The following is an 18,187-nucleotide window of genomic DNA, read 5'->3' on the forward strand; positions in this document are numbered from 1 at the left end:
GATACTTATTTCTTACCGGACTTCAGGGACTTGGGCGCAACGAAGAGCTCATGCCCCTTGAGCATTCCTTTCCAGTAAAGAGCCGGCATGACGTATTTTTTGAGCCACCAAGCGAGGCGGGTCGCCTTCTGGCCATTGAGCAGCCACTTCGGCAACGTGGGCGCCAGCTTCCCGCCATAAGCGAACTCAGCAAGAACAATCTTGCCGTTCTCAACGGTCAAGGGGCATGCGCCATATCCGTCATATCCAGACACCGGATCTTTGCGCTGCAAGAAAGCCAGAACATTCGTTGCAACCACAGGGGCCTGGACCCGCACAGCGGCTGCCGTCTTGGCGCAGGACGTTCCAATCACGTCACCAAGAGCAAAGATCTGCGGATACCGGACATGCTGGAGCGTCTCCGGATTCACTTCAACAAAACCGTCCGACCCGGCAATGGCGCTTTCCCTGACAACCTTTGGGGAAACCTGAGGGGGCACGACATGCAGCATGTCAAACGTGCTCTCCACACGCTCCACGCCTGCGTCCGTCTTCCGCTCAAAAACGGCAGTCCGGGCAGGACCATTTACCTCGACCAGCTTTGATCCCAGATGGAGGGCGATACCGTAATCCCGCACATAATCCATCAAAGGGGGAACAAACTCTTTCACCCCAAACAGACCCGGCGTGGCCGTGTTGAATTCGACGGAAATATTTTTCAGAACGCCCCGACGACGCCAGGCGTCACTGGCCAGATACATGGCTTTCTGTGGAGCCCCGGCGCATTTGATGGGCATAGGCGGCTGTGTAAAAATAGCCTTGCCGCCCTTAAGCTTCTCAACCAGTTGCCACGTGTAAGGCGCCAGATCAAAGCGATAGTTGGACGTCACCCCGTTCTTGCCCAGCGTTTCGCTCAGGCCAGGAATAGCGTCCCAGTTCAGGGAGATGCCTGTTGCTACAATCAGCGCATCATAGGACAGAACCGTGCCGTCCTTCAGGACAACCTCACGTGCCTCGGGGCGGAAAAGTTCAACAGACGTTTTCAGCCAGACAGCACCCTTGGGAATCAGATCCTGTTCCCGACGATGTGTCTGAGATGCCTTGAAAACACCGCCCCCTACGAGGGTCCAGCCCGGCTGATAGAAATGCTCTTCTGAGGGTTCAACAATTCCCAAAGCCAGAGCAGGATTGCGCTTGAGCAGACTGGCGGAGGCGGAAAGGCCGCCCGCACCGCCACCGATAACCAGAACCTGAAAATGCCGCGCGCCTTCACGTGCAGCCATGGTCGGAGCAGGCACAGCATCCAGGCGCGACTTCAACCCACCCAGATCAATACCGGCACGCGCGGCATCTGCGAGAATTTCCGCAGCAGGACGCGTACCAGCTTCTGCGAGAGCCCAGATCTGGGCGGCCCGTGTTCCTGACCGACAATAACCAACAACCGGAGCCGGAAGAGACGCCAGTGCCTCTCTGGCCTGCAACACCTGAGCATCGCTTGGCACCGTTCCCGCCTTCACAGGAATTGCGATAAACGCCAGCCCTTCTGCCTTTGCAACCGCTTCTACGGCCGCCGCATCCGGCTGATCCGGCGCTTCACCATCCGGGCGAAACGAAACGATGCTCCGAAAACCTTCGGCCTTAAGATCCGCAACATCCTGCGGCGTGACCTGAGGGGAAACAGCGTAGCGATCCGTTAAAGACGTGGTTGGCATGACGTGCTCTCCGACAAAAATATCTGAATCGGTCAACCGGCTCAGAGGCGATTGACGGGTATCTTGATGTAGCTGATGCCATCAGCCTCTGGTTCTGGCATATGACCGCCACGCATATTGACCTGCACTGACGGCATCAGAAGCTTCGGCATCGCCAGAGTGGCGTCACGCGTTGTGCGCATCGCCACGAAATCGTCCTCGCTCACACCATCATGAACGTGAATATTATGGGCACGTTCCAGAGCCACAGTGGTCAGCCATGCGTAGTCATCGCGGTCCGGCGCTTTATAGTCGTGGCAAAGAAAGAGGCGCGTTTCTTCCGGAAGGGACAGAAGCCGACGGATGGATTGGAAAAGCTGACGGGCATCCCCGCCGGGAAAATCGGCACGTGCGGTCCCGAAGTCCGGCATGAAAATCGTATCGCCCACAAAGGCGCAGTTTCCGATCACGAACGCCATATCTGCTGGCGTATGGCCTGGCACATGCAAGACCGTGACTGGCAGATCGCCAATGGAAAATGTCTCACCATCCTGGAAAAGATGGTCAAACTGCGATCCGTCCCGTGCAAAACGCGTACCCGCGTTAAAGATTTTTCCAAATACATTCTGGACGCGCACGATGTTCGCGCCAATTCCCAGTTTTCCGCCGAGCTGCTCCTGAAGCCAAGGCGCTGCAGACAGATGGTCGGCATGCGCATGGGTTTCCAGCTGCCAGTCAACAGACAACCCTTCCCGGCGCACATAATCTACAATCGCCTGTGCAGAACCATTGGATGTCCGACCCGCAGCAGCATCATAGTCCAACACGCTATCGAGGATCGCAGCGCGTTTGGTAATCGGGCAGTGAACAACGTGACTGGCTGTATTTGTCGCTTCATCAAAGAACGTGCAAACTACAGGGGATGGAACCTCACCACTCTGCACACGTCCAATCTGGGCAGTTGCAGCGTCAATGGCAGCATCAGGCATGGCGTTTTCACCTCTGGAGTTACACATTTCCAAGAAAACAATTATGTGTTTAATAAAGTAATAAACTATCAACAGTCAAGACCCGGACAGGCTGGATACAGCATCATGACAGGCCCAATCACTGAAGACTCCGCCTTTTTCCCCCTTCGCATAGGCGACGAGGCCCCCGATTTTACGGCACGCACAACCCACGGTGAATTCGTACTGAGTTCGCTAAGAGGGCGCTGGGTCATGCTGTTCGCACACCCGGCGGACTTCACACCCGTTTGCACGAGCGAGTTCATTGCCTTTGCCAAAGTGGAGACCTTTTTCCGCGAACGGAACTGCGTGCTCCTTGGGCTTTCCGCAGACAGTCTTCCCGCTCATCTGGCGTGGATTACGGCCATTGAAGAACGCTTCAATGTCCGCATTCCTTTCCCGATTGTTGAAGACCCCTCCATGGAGGTCGCCCGCGCCTACGGAATGATGGATCTGGAAGCACAGGACAGCGCCACGGTACGGTCTGTGTTTTTCATTGATCCGACGGGGATTATTCGCGCCATCCTGAGCTATCCTGCCAGCGTTGGCCGGTCAGTGGCCGAGTTGCAGCGTATGCTTTCCGCCTTGCAGGAAGTAGAGCGCTCCAACGTGCTGACACCGGAAGGCTGGCAGCCTGGACAGGCCGCTATTGCCCCCCCTCTTCAGACCCAGGAAGCAGTTCAGAAAGCAGGTCCGAACTGGTTCCTTCAGCCGAAGAAGCCGCGCCCATGACTCTTCTCGCCCTCGAAGAAAGCCGAAATCTTGCCGAATGGCTCCGCCTGCTCGCGCAGCCTCAACGCCTCATGATCCTGTCGGCCCTGCTCGATGGCTCACATGCTGTCAGTGAAATTGAGACCATGACGGGCATTGGCCAACCAACACTGAGCCAGCATCTCGGCACCCTCCGCCGCAGTGGACTGATTGAGTCTCAGCGAGAGTCCCGCGCCATCAGTTACTGCATGGCTGATACGCCCGATGCCGCTCGCGCCAGAATGCTCATCATGACACTCCGCCCTGACGGACTGGCAGTCTCACCAACAGCTACAGCCCCTTCACGCAAACCCGGTGCCCAACGCTCCTCCCTGGAAGGCGCAAGATTTGCGCGCATCGTCCGTCCGCTCTCCCGATGACCAGAACCCGGCTTGCACCGCACCCTGTTTCACCGTGCGAGCCAACGGAAACTGTGCTGCTTTTCAAACGCTTTTAGATGGAAAAGGAGAAGGTCCATGACCCGCTATCTGATGCTTCTGGCCTGCCTGACCGGTTTTGCCGCCCTGTCTGGCACGGCGTCAGCCGCGACACGCGACGAGCAGAAACAGGCCTGCCAAGGTGACGCCATCCGCCTGTGCACGTTTGCCATTCCCAACGAAGCCAAGATTACCGCCTGTATGAGAAAGAAGATGGATCAGCTCAGCCCAAAATGCCGGGCGATGTTTGAACCAGCTCCGCAGAAAAATACTGCGACAACAAAGCCAAAAAACTGAGACGTTTACCCTCTTGTCGTAATCGTGAAGATGGGCAGACGACGTTCAGACCAGCATTTACCTGAGGCACCTGCATATTAGGTGCCTTCGCGTTCTTCCGTCAGGATTGCACGAAGGCAGCGTTTTCATTATTGGATAACATATGAAAACAACCCGTCAGTACGGTCGTCGCAAGGTTACGCTCAAGGATGTAGCGGCACAGGTCGGGGTGTCCCACACGACAGTCTCGAATGCCTATATCCGGCCGGGCCAACTCTCGGCTGCGCTGAGGGAAAAGATCTTCGCGGCGGCGCAGGAGCTTGGATATACAGGCCCTGATCCAGCAGCGAAACAGCTTGCAACCGGGCACTCCGGGGCACTGGGCTTTCTCTTCAGTGAAGATCTTCCATACGCATTTTCTGATCCTGCCGTTCTCGCCGTGCTGAACGGCGTCGCAAAAAGCTGCGATGAGATGGAAACGGATCTGGCCCTGATTTCAGCAGGCAGCAGCCTCCGCAACATGAACACACCTGTTTCGCTCGGTAATGCTGCGGTCGACGGGTACATCCTTTATTCCGTGGCTCCCGATAGCCGGTGCGTTTTGATGGCACAGCAGCGGAACGTTCCGCTCGTTGTGGTGGATCAGCCTCGTCTGGACAACGTGCCATATGTCGGCATTGATGACCGAGGGGCAGCCTACAACGCTGCAAAGACCCTGCTTGAGCTAGGACACCGTCGCTTCGGTATCCTGTCCCTCAAAACAGCCCATGACGACTATTTCGGCATCCTGACGGCCAAGCGTCGCGCCAATATTGCGCACAGCACGATTGCCATGCGTCTGGAAGGGTACTTAACAGCTCTTCAGGAAGCCGGGATTGCCCCTGAAAACGTGCCGGCCTGGGAAATTCCGATCAACTCTGAAGAGTCCGGGGCTGAAGGCGCGCGCTTTCTGCTGAACCGACAGAATGCGCCGACAGCAATTCTGGCAATGAGTGACCGCGTTGCAATTGGCGCTATGCAGACAATTCGTGCGGCGGGTCTCAGTATTCCTGAAGACGTGTCGATTTTTGGGTTTGATGACATTCCTGCCGCTGCCCTGTCGGACCTCAGCACAATTCGCCAGCCTCATGAACGCAAAGGCATGGAGGCAGTCCGTCTCCTGACCCAGCAGGACGGCCGCCAGAACAAGAACGTCATTCTGGAGACAGAACTCGTCGCTCGCGGCAGCATTGGTCCAGCCCCCAAGGGCTGAACCATACTGTATTAGCGGGCGACGTTCAGAAGCCCGGCAATACTGTCGATCTGAAAATCCGGCTTCAGGTCAATGCACTGCGTTGCAGACCCGTGCCCATAACTCGCCCAGCAGGATGCAATGCCACTATTGCGGGCAAACCCAAGATCTGCCGCCGTATCGCCAACCATCAGAAAATCCGATGCGGGAACTTCAGGGAACAACGGCCGCACACGGTCCGTCATGACGCGGGGATCTGGCTTGTGCGGGTAGTCTGGTTCGGACGCAATCACATTGCTGATCCACCCACCAAGCCCGAAGCGCTTGATACTGGCATGAACAGTCGGAGCATGCTTGTTGCTGAGAATTACCAGCGTTGCCCCGTCAGCCTTAAGGTCGTCGAGCACTGACTTCACCCCGTCAAACAGAACGGTCTCTTCCTGATCGGCTTTAGGGTAATACGCCCGATAGTGACGAACAAAAGCCTGCGCATCATCTCCGTCACTGTCGGGAACGATCGCCTGAAACAGCGTCTGAAGCGTCCCACCCTTTGACAGCTGATGCTTCAGGGCGTCTGATGAAGGGCCCTTGTAGCCGCTGGCTTCAAAGGCTTCCTTCAGGCTGCGAAGAATGGCCGGCTGCGTTTCCGCCAGAGTACCATCGTAGTCGAGAAGAACGATCGGGAATCTTGTCATTCTCTTTTGTCACCCCGTTTACGCAGGAAATCCAGCCCTCTCCGCTTCAGATCGGACGTCGCCCAAGAAGGCGGCAAAGGGCTGATGCTGTATCTGCATGATTCAACGTATAGAAATGGAATTGCTCCACCCCTTCAGCTTTCAGTGTCTGACACAGCCGGTCTGCAATCGTAGCCGCGACAAACGCCCGCGTCTGGGGCGTTTCATCCAATCCATCGAACAGGTCGCGCATCCACTTCGGCACGTTTGCACCACACATATCGGCAAACTTCCAGGCCTGCGCAGCACTTCCAACCGGAAGAATACCCGGCACGATCGGCCGCTCGATTCCAATGGCCGCAGCACGGTCCCGGAAGCGTAGAAATGTGTCTGCTTCGAAGAAGAACTGCGTCAAAGCCCGGTCCGCGCCAGCATCAATCTTAGCCCGCAGATGCTCCAGATCCGACTGAGGACTGAGCGCGGCAGGATGCGTTTCCGGATACGCCGCAACGGAGATTTCGAACGGCGCAATCTCCTTCAATCCGCGCACCAGATCCACAGCCCCCGCGTAGCCTTCCGGGTGAGGCTCATAGACGCCCCCGGCTGACGGTGGCGGATCACCACGCAGGGCCACAATGTGCTTCACACCCGCGTCCCAGTACGCCTGCGCCACGGCATTGACGTCTTCTTTGGAGGCTCCCACGCAGGTCAGATGCCCAGCCATTGGCGCGCCAGTTTCCCGAACCATGCCTTTCAGGGTGGCCAGGGTGCGGTCCCGTGTTGACCCACCTGCCCCATACGTCACGGACATAAACTGCGGACCCAAAGCAGCTAGCGTTTTTGCGTTTTCCAGCAGTGTGGCGGCTGCCTTTTCCGACTTTGCAGGGAAAAATTCGAACGAAATTGCGGGCAGAGGCCCTGTCTGTGCGGGCATCACGCCAGCTCCTTATTCAATAATTCAGCTTAGTTGGGGCGTTGGCCGAGCCAGAGTTTCACGGTCAGCTCGCCTTCAAGAGCTACTGGCTCGGCGGGAACCAGACCGGCAGCGCGAAACCACGTCGCCATCTGCGCATCGGTAAATCCAAGCCGAACATGCGCATCCCGTGTGCGAAGTTCTTCCCGGCTATGGGAGGCAAAATCGATAATCAGTAAGCGACCGTTGGCATCCAGAATACGCGCGGCTTCCGCAATTACAGCAGCCGGATGCTGTGCATAATGCAGAACCTGATGCATGACTGCGACATCGGCTGAATGCTCCGGCAACGGAAGGGCCTGAAAGTCCCCCTGCCGCAGATCAGCCTGCTCCAGACCAGCTTCCGCAAGCTTGGTCCGCGCCAATCGCAGCATGGCAGGACTGCGATCAAACCCGATGACTGTTTGAGCGCCGGCCCCCAGCAGCTCCATCATGCGACCTGTTCCCGTGCCTATATCCACGAGCCGGCCGATCGGAGATGCTGAAAGCGTCTTTACGATCGCTGCTTCGACCTCCTGTTCGGACACATGCAAGGAACGCAATGCGTCCCATTCTGCCGCGTGGGTTTCAAACCAGTCTTCCGCCGCGAGCGCACGAACATCCCGAATGGCCTGCAAGCGAATACGATCCGCACGGATTTCCGCCGGTTCCCGCGCAGTCCATCGATCCAGCGCCATAAAGACAGGCTCCAGACGTTCCGGAATACCCAAAGTCAGAAAGACCCAACTTCCTTCCTTGCGGCGCTCAATTAATGCCGCATCTGCCAGGATCTTCACATGCCGTGACACGCGAGGCTGACTTTGCCCGAGCACCTGCGCCACCTCGCCGATGGACAGTTCCATCTCGCGCAGAAGGGCCAGAATCCGTAGACGCGTCATGTCTGCCAGTGCCTGGAAAATAATGAGGGCCTGTTCCATACGAATTTACATATAAGGAGTTCTTTATATGAGCAAGAGCTATTGACTCTTTTTCAGAACATGCGGCAGTCATAAGGCTTGTCATGGTTCCATGTCGGATGTTCACGCATCCGGCGTGGCTAAGAGGGAAGCCGGTGCAAATCCGGCGCTGCCCCCGCAACTGTCAGCGGCGAGTGCCGATTCCACAGAGGCCACTGGGCGAAAGTCCGGGAAGGCGGAATCAGCGCGGAGACCCGTAAGCCAGGAGACCTGCCACGGCACATAACATCCTCCGGCGGGGCGTTCCGGACGGGTCACGCATGTCTCCACGCCGCACATTTCCTGTTCGGGGCGTGAATGATCCTGCATGCCCTGCGAGCGCACTGCCACGAACCTGTCGAGGCTTTCATGACCGTCCGCGTCGCAACTTTGGGCTTTCCGCGTATCGGCACCCGCCGTGAACTGAAAACCGCTCTTGAACAGTACTGGGCGGGGAATTCTTCCGCCGATGATCTGCTTTCCACAGCCGCGTCCCTTCGGGCGTCAGCCTGGCAGCGCCAGAAAGACCTCGGCGCAGAGATCATCCCTTCCAACGATTTTTCGCTTTACGATCATGTGCTGGATACATCCGCAATGGTCGGTGCTGTTCCCGCCATTTACGGCAACGTGCAGGGCAAGGTGGACTTGGGAACCTACTTCGCCATGGCGCGCGGCTCCCAGACGACATCCGAAGAGTGTGGCTGCGGTCATGCTCATGACACCCCTGCCGCCGAAATGACCAAGTGGTTTGACACGAACTACCATTACCTTGTTCCGCAATTCGCAGCAGACCAGACGTTCCGCCTCGCCTCCACAAAAGCGGTGGACGAATATCGGGAAGCCAAGGCGCTTGGGATTGAGACACGCCCTGTTCTGCTCGGCCCTGTCAGTTTCCTGCTTCTGGGAAAATGTGACGGCCCGGCGTTTGATCGCCTTGATCTGCTCCCTGCCTTGCTGCCCGTTTATGAACGGGTTCTAAACGCCCTCCGAGCAGAAGGCGCAGATTGGGTTCAGATTGACGAGCCCTGCCTTGTTCTGGATCTGCCGGGAAATGCTGCCGCAGTTTTTAAGACGACCTACAACACTCTGACAGCCGCTGTTCCAGACCTCAAACTGATGCTCGCCACATACTTCGGCGCGCTCGGAGACAATCAGGGCATCGCCCTCAGCCTGCCAGTTCACGGGCTGCATGTGGACCTTGTCCGCGCTCCCGAACAACTTGCATCTATTCTGGAGAAAGCACGGCCAGACCTGCTGCTGTCTCTCGGCGTAGTGGATGGGCGGAATATCTGGAAGGCCGATCTGAACGCGCTTCTGGACCATCTTGAACCGCTGGCGCGCCAGCGTGACCTGATCCTTGCTCCGTCCTGCTCTCTCCTCCACACACCCATTGACCTGGAACGGGAGACAGATCTGGACGCGGATGTAAAATCCTGGCTCGCATTCGCCGTTCAAAAAATCGAGGAGTTGCACACACTGGCGCGCGCCCTGAATGAAGGCCGGGGCGTTGTGCAAACCATTTTAGCCGAAAATGCTGCGGCTCTTCAGGCGCGTCACTCTTCCACGAAAATCAACAATCCTGCCGTTCAGACACGCTCTGCGGATCGCAATCCAGCTCTCGCCCAGCGCCATTCACCCTTCCCCGCGCGCCGTCCGTTGCAACAGGCCAGCCTCAGGCTGCCTCTATATCCAACCACAACCATCGGTTCTTTCCCCCAGACAACTGAAGTCCGCAAAGCCCGTGCGGATCATACACGAGGAGAGCTCTCTTCCGAGGCTTACGAAGCCTTCCTGCGGGAAGAAACCGCCCGGACCATCTGCTGGCAGGAAGAGATTGATCTTGATGTGCTGGTGCATGGCGAGTTTGAGCGCAATGACATGGTGCAGTATTTCGGGGAGCAGCTTTCCGGCTTTGCGTTCACGAAGCACGCCTGGGTTCAGTCCTACGGGTCCCGCTATGTCCGGCCGCCCATCATTTTCGGGGATGTGTCACGCCCAAAAGCCATGACGGTTGAATGGTGGGAATACGCCCAATCCATCACCAAACGCCCGATGAAAGGTATGCTGACGGGGCCTGTCACGATCCTGAACTGGTCTTTCGTGCGAGACGATCAACCGCGTGCGGAAACATGCCGACAGATCGCTTTCGCGATCCGGGATGAAGTGTGCGATCTGGAAAAAGCCGGGTGCGGCATCATCCAGATTGATGAAGCCGCCTTGCGTGAAGGCCTGCCGCTCCGTCGCGCAGACTGGCAATCCTATCTGGACTGGGCCGTGGAGAGCTTCCGCATTTCAGCCTCGGGTGTGCAGGACGCCACACAGATCCACACCCATATGTGCTACTCGGAATTCAACGATATCATTGCCGCCATTGGCGCAATGGATGCGGATGTGATTTCGATTGAAACCGCCCGCTCCCGCATGGAACTACTCGATGCGTTCGCAGCCTATCGCTACCCTGCGGAAATCGGGCCGGGCGTTTACGATATCCATTCCCCACGCGTGCCGTCTGTCGAGGAAATGGTGGACCTGCTTCGAGCTGCCAGCAAAACCATCAGCCCGGATGCCCTCTGGGTCAATCCGGATTGCGGACTGAAAACCCGCAAATGGCCGGAGACGAAAGCTGCGCTCCTCAACATGGTTGCGGCAGCCCATTATATGCGTCCGTAAACCAGCGAGTAGATGGGGTGGATCACCACCCCATCATACGCAATTACCAGATTTTGACGCGCTGATCCGGGGTCAGATAGAGCTTGTCACCCGGCTGCACGTTCCAGGCCTTGTACCAGAGGTCCACGTTGTGCATCGGGATGTTTACGCGAGCTTTCGGCGGCGAGTGCGGATCAATGACCACCATCTGCTTCTCCGTGTCCGGACGAACCTTCTCACGCCAGACCTGTGCCCACCCCATGAACACGCGCTGATCGCCCGTCAGACCATCAATGACGGGAGCAGGCTTCCCATTCAGGGAGGCATGGTAAGCATCCAGCGCCAGCGTCAGGCCACCAAGATCGGCAATGTTTTCGCCCATCGTAAGCTTACCGTTCACATGCACGCCCGGCTGAACTTCGAACGCGTCATACTGCGCACCAAACCGATCTGCTAGCTTCTGAAAGCGCGCTTCGTCTTCCTTTGTCCACCAGTTCCGCAGACGCCCCTTGTCATCGTACTTGCGGCCTTTGTCGTCAAAGGAATGGGTCATTTCATGCCCGATGACACCACCGATCGCCCCGTAATTCACAGCCGGATCAGCCTTCGGATTGAAGAACGGCGGCTGAAGGATTGCGGCCGGGAACACGACTTCCACAAAACGCGGATTGTTGTAGGCGTTCACCGTTGCGGGCGACATCAGCCACTCGTTGCGGTCAACAACCTTGTCGAGATGGCTTAACTGATAGTGCCATTCGAAAGCGAAAGAGCGCTCGGCATTGCCGTACACATCGCCCTTTTTCACAACCAGATCGGAATAATCCCGCCACTCATTCGGATAACCCACCTGGATTTCAAAGCTGGCCAGCTTCTTCAGCGCGGCTTCACGCGTCTGCGCGCTCATCCATGTGTTGTGTTCGAGGCGGTTGTGGAAAGCTGCTTTCAGGTTTCCCGTCAGCGTCTGCATGGCCTCACGATCCGAAGCCGGGAAATAACGCTCCACGTAGATTTTGCCGAGCGCCATTTCCATGGCGGAACTCGTGAAATCCACACCACGCTTCCAACGCGCTGCCAGAGCAGGCTGGCCTGACATGGCCTTCACATAAGCGAAACGCGTTTGCACAAAAGCATCCGGCAGGAACGATGCAGCATTGCTCGCCGTATGGAACGCCTGCCAGGCGCGCAGAGTGTTCAGATCCGTCTTTGCAATCAGGTCTGCTTCCGCCTTGATGGCGGAAGGTTCACCAACAATAACAACCCGCTGCGCCAGCCCGGCCTCAGGCACACCTGACGCCCGCAACCATGTCATCCAGTCAAAAGAAGGAACACTCTTGACCAGCGCTTCTACCGTCATCGGGTTGTAGGTCTTGTCCGGATCGCGGAGTTCCGTGCGCGCCCAATGAACTTTGGCAATCTCGGTTTCAAAAGCCACAATGTCTGCCGCTGACTTGGCGGGATCAGCCCAGTGAACAAGCGTCAGAAGCTTCGTAATATACGCCTGATAGGCCGCTTTCTTGGATGCAAATTCCGGCTTCAGGTAATTGTCCCGATCCGGCATCCCGAGCCCGGCGTGATCGACACTGAGCGCATATTTCGTCGGATCTTTCGCATCCACATCCACGTCCAGCGCGAACGGCGATGATCCGAACGTATCGGATGACGCCCCACTAAACTGCGCAAATGCCTTCAGATCCGTAATTGTGTGGATGCTTGCGATTTCAGCATCCAGCGGCTTGGAACCCAGAGCTTCGACAGCCTTCTCATCCATGAAAGATGCATAATAGGTGCCCAGCTTCTCATCAGTCGTGTGAGGCTGAGCGACCGGATGCGCGGACAGGTCTTTCAGAATGGACTGAATGCGCTGGCGGGATGCTTCAGCCAGCGCGTTAAACGGGCCGTAGCTGCTCATATCCGACGGAATTTCGAGCGCTTTCAGGAAGCTGCCATTGGCATAATCGAAGAAACTGTCTCCCGGCTTGACGCTCACATCCCGCCCGGCCAGATCCAGACCATACTGGTCATAAGTAATCTGAGGCGCTGCGGGCTTGGCAGACGCAATCGGAGGCAGCGCTGCCAAGCCAAAACTGGCGGACAACAGCAGAGCGGCCTTGGCGGAGAGTTTCTTCTGATGCATATGAGAGGCCTAAATGTGAAAAACAGGCAGGCCTTTTGGTCCGTCCGCGGGCCTGTAACTTAAGTTTACAGTCGAAACGACCTGGACGCCAAGAGCCATACCTCGCGCAGAAAAGCGAGGTATGGAAAAAGGCTTTAATTCTGGCTGGAAATAAGCGCTTTAATGCCAGGGAGAATGGCAATGAGCAGCCCCCCGGGAGGCTGTTCGCGCCTCAGGGACAGCAGATGGTTGGATGAGTTGTGAAACAGCTCTTCCTGTGCAGCGATCAGATGCTGCGCATCCAGCCGCCAGGCTGTTCCTGAGGCTCCATTCAGAACGTTTAATCCCGCGTTGGAGAGGGCCGCAACCGTGTGAGATACGGGCGTAACCTCCTCCAGAGCAGGCACATCTGCTGCAATTGCGACAAAAGCTTCATCATTGGCAGCCCAGCTTGCCAGCATGGCCTTCAAGGGAGCCCTCAAGCTCTTTTCACCCGCGACATACCGTTTAGCCATGTCGTTGAAGCGGATAGCCTCAAAAGCATCCGGATCGGCAATCGCGACCGGAGCCGACAGCATGGCATCGCCACTTTTGGAGGTCAGCCGATTCAAAGCGTAATTGCGCACCGGAACCGTAACGCTCAGAAGCGTGGAAAGAGGACCGGTATGCGCAGGTGCCAAAGCCTCCTTCAACGCATTTTCATGCTGCGCCGCTTGCAAACCTGTTGATTGGAGTTCTGCCATGACCACAGGCAGGCGGCGCTCCAGATCATCCACATCCCGCACGTTTTCAGAAGACCAGAACCGCTCGGCCAGAGCTGCGGTACGGGGCCACAGACGGGCATCCAACATGTTTTCGGAGACAACCTCCGTCCAGAGCGCGCCTTCTGCACCCAGAACCATTTTCTTCTGGTCATCGGTCAAAGGCGCTGCATTCGGGTCCTGAATGAAAGCCTGAAGCAGCGGGGTGATCTTCGGATGTGTCTCCGCCAGTTCTTCTGGCGTGATGCCATTCGCCTTGGTGTCATACGGATCAATAGCGTAATGCGTCCGGGACGGCGTCAACATATCCAGATAATAGCCCGAAGACACGACAACCGGATGCCCAGCCTGTGTGGCAGAACCCGTCCACTTGGAGCCGCGCCACCCTTCCACAACAACATTTTTGGGAATTGGCGCTTCGCTGACTTCGTCCCACCCCATCATGACGCGGCCCTGGCTGGACAGGATTTTTTCCACCTGCGCCGTGAAGGCTGCCTGAAGGGCTGGTGCATCCTTGTATCCGTGCACCTTCATATAGGCCGCAATTTTTGGATTGCTGGTCCACTGAGTGCCGAGAACCTCGTCACCACCCGAATGGAAATAATGATCCGGAAAGAGTGTTTCCATTTCCGCATACAGCGCACGAATGAATGTCAGCGTCCTGGGATTGGTCGGGTCCATCGCCGGGTTGTTCAGGTTTTCACCAACGGCGTTGACCTCCGGCAGCGGCTGTGCCGCCAGTTCCGGATAGGCCTGCAACACCGCAAGCGCATGACCGGGAACGTCAAATTCAGGTACAACGCGGATACCGCGATCCGCAGCATACGCCACAATGTCTCGAACCTCAGCCTGCGTATAATACTGCCCGTGCGATCCAACGCTCGTCAGCTTCGGAAAAACACGGCTCTCCACACGGAAGCCGGTCCCGTCATTCAAATGCCAGTGCAGCACGTTAAGCTTCAAAAGCTCCATGGCATCAAGCTGGCGTTTGACTGTCTCTACAGAAGCAAAATGCCGGGACACATCCAACAGAAGGCCACGCCAGGCAAAGCGTGGAGCATCATCAATATGCAGCCGTTCTACCACCACCCCATCTGATGTTTTCTGAACAAGCTGCAGGAATGTAGCCAGCCCATGCACAACGCCTGCCGGTCCATCAGCTTCCAGATGGGCGCCATCCGCTGATGTCGTGAGAGCATAATGCTCTTTGGCCCCAACCGTGAGATAGGCCGGATCATAAGATGCACTAATATGCAGAACGTACGGGCTACCATGCGCAGAAGGTGCGCCTGTCACAGCACCAAGCCGTTGAGAAAAACGGGCTGCGGCTCTCTGCAAAAGGGGTGACGGCGGGGTGGCCCAGACAATCCGGACACCTCCTGCAAGGGATGCCACACCATTGGACGCCGAGACGGATTGCGGCACAGGCATCAGAGCAGGTGCCGCTTGGGCCATGCCTCCAAAAACCGTGCCAGCCAGCAAAGCACTCCCCAGACACACTTTCTTCCAGAAAGAACCATAAGGGAAAGGCGTGGTCCGGGTCATTCAAGGCTTCCTTGCAGCTACGGATCAGTCTCTGAAACGATTTTCACCGTATCACTCTGCCTTATCGTGTCACTCCGGCGGCAGAGCTGCAAGCATGCGACGCGCATCTTCAGTCCGGAGCGTAATGCCGTAAAACTGACGATAGAACTGCTGCATCTTTGCAATCATTCCGGCCTCATCCACATGACCCGTCTGAACAATCTGACGGGCCCAGTCGACCTGCAAAAGCAATTCAGGGCTATACCGATCCCACGGGAAAATTCCCGCCGGATTGCGGTAAACACGGCCAGCTTTAACAGCGGCGAGCTGAGACCAGACGCCATCGCTGGCAAGCTGGGCAGGATCCCCTGCATTGGCACCCACAATAATGATGTCTGGGTTCCAGGAGAGCACCTGCTCGACAGAAACAGGCTGCTTGTTTCCATGCACGCCCACAGCCGCATTGCGTCCACCAGCAGAACGAATCCACTGGTCGATAATGCTCTGATCTCCATCCACGCGCAGAGGTTTCAGAGATTCAACATGAAGGACTTTGGGCCCTTGCGGGTTGGTTGCGGCCTGCGAAATTTCCTTAAGGAAAGCCACACGATAAGCCTGCGCACGCTGCGTCGCCAAGGGCGTCTGAAGAAGGGTGGCCGTGCTATCCACACATTCCAGAAGCCCTATAAAACGATCAAAGCCCTCAGGGACAACATGCAGACCAACCTTGGAGAGCGCCGCGACGGAATGGCTCGACGTGGTGACAAACACCAGATCCGGTGCAAGACGTAAAAGCTCTTCTCCGTTCAGATTTCCTGGGTCCAGAGGCTGAGCTTTGGAAAGCGACGGCACCAGACGGAACATCCACGGCATGATTGATGGCTTGGCGACCGTCGCGATGATCTTGTCCTGCGCGCCGAGCATAATGAGCGTGGCGTTATGGGCATACCATCCCTCCACCAGGCGTGTGGGAGGAGCAGCAAATGCTGTGGTGGCCATGAGCGAAAGACCCAGAAGCCCTCCAGCCAGTCGAGACAGTCTCATCATTCACTCTCCTCACGATGGAAAAAACGTTTTCCGGCATGATCAATCTGCGCCAGAGGAACGCCATAAAGACGGGACATCCGCTCAGCCGTCACAATAAGCTCGGGTGGGCCGTCCGCCACAATTTGCGCTTCCTCTAAAATAAGGGCGCGATGGCCGGCGGAAAAGAATTCTTCCGGCCGGTGGGACGTCAGAAGAATGAGATGTCCTTCAGCGGCCAGTTCTGCAAGCAGACTCATCAAACGAAGCTGATGACCATAGTCCAGACCGCTCATTGGCTCATCAAGAAGAAGCCCGACAGCTTCCTGCGCAAGGGCTCGCGCCAGCACAACACGCTGCTTTTCGCCGCCAGACAGCTCCGTCGCCGGACGCTCTGCCAAGGCCAGGAGGCCCAGACGATCCATAGCCTGATCAACGCGGAGCCGGTCTTCCGCTCCGAGGCGCCCTGCCACGCCATGATGGGGAATACGCCCCAGTTCGACCATCCGCCGGACCGTGTAAGGAAACGTCATCGCGTGTGCCTGGGGCACATACGCCAGATGCCGCGCCACGTCTAAAGGCCGCAGAGACGATAACAGCGTACCTTCAAGATACACCTCACCGGACGTCGGTTTGAGCAACCCCATCAGAATGCGCAAAAGGGTGCTTTTGCCCGCACCATTAAGGCCAAGAAGCCCAATCAGTTCACTACGCCGGAACGTCAGGCTGACATCATTCAGCACCACCGATCGAGACGACCGTTTCAGCTTAATACCTTGGCAGGAGAGAAAATCCCGACTCATGTCGCGTCCCCGCGGAGACGCCGGAGCACGAGAATAAAGGCAAGGGCACCGAAAAGCTCGGTCATGATCCCGAGTGGCACTTCTCCTGAGGTCAGGCTGCGCGACACGGTATCCGCCAGTAGAACACCGGCGGCTCCCAGCAAGGCACAGACCGGCATCATCCGCCGATGCTCTGCACCCGCCAGCATTCTGGAAATGTGCGGCACCAGAAGCCCGACCCAGCCAATAATACCCGCCATGGAAATCGTCATGGCACAGGCCAGCGTCGCAAGCAGAATGACGAAAGGCCGCATAATCTGAATGGGAACCCCAAGGCTCCGCGCTTCATCGTCTCCGAGAGAAAGTACATCCAGTAAAGGAGCAAGTAAAACCAGTACAGAAACCAGAACAAGCACTGGAACAGTCAGCCAAGAAAGCTCTTTCCATCCCGTCTGGGACAGTGTCCCCAGTAGCCAGTTCACAACAGCAGGCAACTGATCCATCGGATCAGCGGTATATTTCACAAGAGACAGAAGCGCTGTGAAAACGGCATTGGCCACAAGACCACCCATCAGCAATGTCAGGAGGCCGCCCTGTGGCAACAGACGGGAAATGGAAATTCCAGACCCCACGGCCACGACACCACCAGCAAACGCACCGATCTGAATCCATGCAGGTGACGCACCCAGAACAATCATGAGTGCCGCCCCAAACGCGGAGCCACTCAGAACACCCAGAAGGTCAGGCGAGACAAGGGGATTCCGAAGGACGGCCTGATAGGTTGCACCACCGCAGGATAGCGCACTTCCTACCAGAATTCCGGCCACAACCCGCGGCAACCGAACCTGCTGAACCACAGCATCGGCAACAGGATCCTGCCCTCCCCAGAGATGAAGCAACCGCCCAAGCACCATCACCACACGATGCGGAGACAGCGGGTAACGACCGCAGCACAGGGCCAACACAATGGACAGCACCAGAGCCCCTCCAGCGAGGCTCCGGACGTAAGTCGGACGAATGATAATGAGCCGCCCTTTCACACAACGATCTGCCCCACTCTACTCCGGCTCAGATGCGCTCGGAAACAGGGCGGCTCTTCTTTTCATGCGACAGGATTGCGAACAGCCCCGGAAGAACGAATTCATTTTGGCACCGAGTGACAAAATATTCAATCACTTCGAATCGTTTTTTCAAGAGTGAACAGACAATGACACGCCGATATAGGACTAATAAAATCCCTATTTTGAAATATGAATATTGACGCATCATCTCGTAAATTTGAGTGAACACCCTCCCCATTTGTGTGACATTGAAACCCTCCCCCGATGAAAACTGCACTTTGACCTCGATCAGACCGAATTTTGAGTTATCTCAATCTTCCC

Annotated in this window: 15 protein-coding genes and 1 riboswitch; of the genes, 5 read left to right on the forward strand and 10 right to left on the reverse strand. The window is 56.8% G+C overall.

Annotated features, from left to right (window positions below; translation table 11 throughout):
* Positions 1-5 precede the first annotated feature (5 nt).
* Both ABDK75_RS12090 and ABDK75_RS12095 read right to left on the reverse strand, forming a co-directional pair.
* A complete protein-coding gene (locus tag ABDK75_RS12090) occupies positions 6-1,691 on the reverse strand; it encodes a TIGR01244 family sulfur transferase (RefSeq protein ID WP_346005999.1) in 1,686 nt (561 codons plus the stop codon).
* A 41-nt stretch (positions 1,692-1,732) separates the two neighbouring features.
* Positions 1,733-2,659, reverse strand: coding sequence for an MBL fold metallo-hydrolase (locus ABDK75_RS12095; RefSeq protein WP_211498808.1), 927 nt, complete (start codon positions 2,657-2,659; stop codon positions 1,733-1,735).
* A 105-nt stretch (positions 2,660-2,764) separates the two neighbouring features.
* Here ABDK75_RS12095 and ABDK75_RS12100 point away from each other — a divergent pair, with 105 nt between their 5' ends.
* The 4 genes from ABDK75_RS12100 (at position 2,765) to ABDK75_RS12115 (ending at position 5,392) form a co-directional block, all read left to right on the forward strand.
* The gene (locus ABDK75_RS12100; protein WP_346006000.1) at positions 2,765-3,409 is read left to right on the forward strand and encodes a peroxiredoxin; all 645 of its coding nucleotides are present in this window, start codon (positions 2,765-2,767) and stop codon (positions 3,407-3,409) included.
* Positions 3,406-3,807, forward strand: coding sequence for a helix-turn-helix transcriptional regulator (locus tag ABDK75_RS12105; RefSeq protein WP_046900104.1), 402 nt, complete (start codon positions 3,406-3,408; stop codon positions 3,805-3,807). Before ABDK75_RS12100 ends, ABDK75_RS12105 begins: the two co-directional genes overlap by 4 nt.
* A 96-nt stretch (positions 3,808-3,903) precedes the next feature.
* Positions 3,904-4,161, forward strand: a complete 258-nt coding sequence (locus ABDK75_RS12110) for a hypothetical protein (RefSeq protein WP_408870796.1) — start codon at positions 3,904-3,906, stop codon at positions 4,159-4,161.
* A gap of 142 nt (positions 4,162-4,303) precedes the next feature.
* On the forward strand, positions 4,304-5,392 hold the full coding sequence (locus ABDK75_RS12115) for a LacI family DNA-binding transcriptional regulator (protein ID WP_046900105.1): 1,089 nt from the start codon (positions 4,304-4,306) through the stop codon (positions 5,390-5,392).
* An 11-nt stretch (positions 5,393-5,403) separates the two neighbouring features.
* Here ABDK75_RS12115 and ABDK75_RS12120 read toward each other — a convergent pair whose 3' ends face one another.
* From ABDK75_RS12120 to ABDK75_RS12130, 3 genes are read right to left on the reverse strand one after another with little or no spacing between them, the layout of a single operon-like run.
* Positions 5,404-6,066, reverse strand: a complete 663-nt coding sequence (locus ABDK75_RS12120; RefSeq protein WP_346006001.1) for an HAD family hydrolase — start codon at positions 6,064-6,066, stop codon at positions 5,404-5,406.
* A gap of 46 nt (positions 6,067-6,112) precedes the next feature.
* Positions 6,113-6,979, reverse strand: a complete 867-nt coding sequence (gene metF, locus ABDK75_RS12125; protein WP_346006002.1) for a methylenetetrahydrofolate reductase [NAD(P)H] — start codon at positions 6,977-6,979, stop codon at positions 6,113-6,115.
* Between the two features lie 29 nt (positions 6,980-7,008).
* Entirely contained in the window at positions 7,009-7,935 is a 927-nt protein-coding gene (locus ABDK75_RS12130) for a metalloregulator ArsR/SmtB family transcription factor (protein WP_346006003.1), read from the reverse strand.
* A 67-nt stretch (positions 7,936-8,002) separates the two neighbouring features.
* Positions 8,003-8,207: riboswitch (cobalamin riboswitch) on the forward strand.
* Between the two features lie 115 nt (positions 8,208-8,322).
* On the opposite strand from ABDK75_RS12130, the gene metE reads away from it, so the two are divergent.
* Positions 8,323-10,623: a 5-methyltetrahydropteroyltriglutamate--homocysteine S-methyltransferase gene (gene metE / locus ABDK75_RS12135; protein WP_346006182.1), complete on the forward strand. Its 2,301-nt coding sequence runs from the start codon at positions 8,323-8,325 to the stop codon at positions 10,621-10,623.
* A gap of 43 nt (positions 10,624-10,666) precedes the next feature.
* Here metE and ABDK75_RS12140 read toward each other — a convergent pair whose 3' ends face one another.
* The 5 genes from ABDK75_RS12140 to ABDK75_RS12160 form a co-directional block, all read right to left on the reverse strand.
* Positions 10,667-12,736, reverse strand: a complete 2,070-nt coding sequence (locus tag ABDK75_RS12140; RefSeq protein WP_346006004.1) for a M13 family metallopeptidase — start codon at positions 12,734-12,736, stop codon at positions 10,667-10,669.
* Positions 12,737-12,870: 134 nt separating this feature from the next.
* Complete coding sequence (locus ABDK75_RS12145) at positions 12,871-15,021, reverse strand: family 20 glycosylhydrolase (RefSeq protein WP_346006005.1); 2,151 nt, start codon at positions 15,019-15,021, stop codon at positions 12,871-12,873.
* A gap of 69 nt (positions 15,022-15,090) precedes the next feature.
* On the reverse strand, positions 15,091-16,047 hold the full coding sequence (locus tag ABDK75_RS12150) for an ABC transporter substrate-binding protein (RefSeq protein WP_346006006.1): 957 nt from the start codon (positions 16,045-16,047) through the stop codon (positions 15,091-15,093).
* The gene (locus ABDK75_RS12155; RefSeq protein WP_346006007.1) at positions 16,044-16,826 is read right to left on the reverse strand and encodes an ABC transporter ATP-binding protein; all 783 of its coding nucleotides are present in this window, start codon (positions 16,824-16,826) and stop codon (positions 16,044-16,046) included. Before ABDK75_RS12155 ends, ABDK75_RS12150 begins: the two co-directional genes overlap by 4 nt.
* Positions 16,823-17,845 (reverse strand): iron ABC transporter permease, encoded by a 1,023-nt coding sequence (locus ABDK75_RS12160; RefSeq protein ID WP_346006008.1) that lies wholly within the window; start codon positions 17,843-17,845, stop codon positions 16,823-16,825. The genes ABDK75_RS12155 and ABDK75_RS12160 overlap by 4 nt, the downstream gene beginning before the upstream one ends.
* Positions 17,846-18,187: the final 342 nt, after the last annotated feature.

The organism is Gluconobacter sp. OJA (assembly GCF_039638325.1).
Lineage (GTDB): Bacteria > Pseudomonadota > Alphaproteobacteria > Acetobacterales > Acetobacteraceae > Gluconobacter > Gluconobacter cerinus.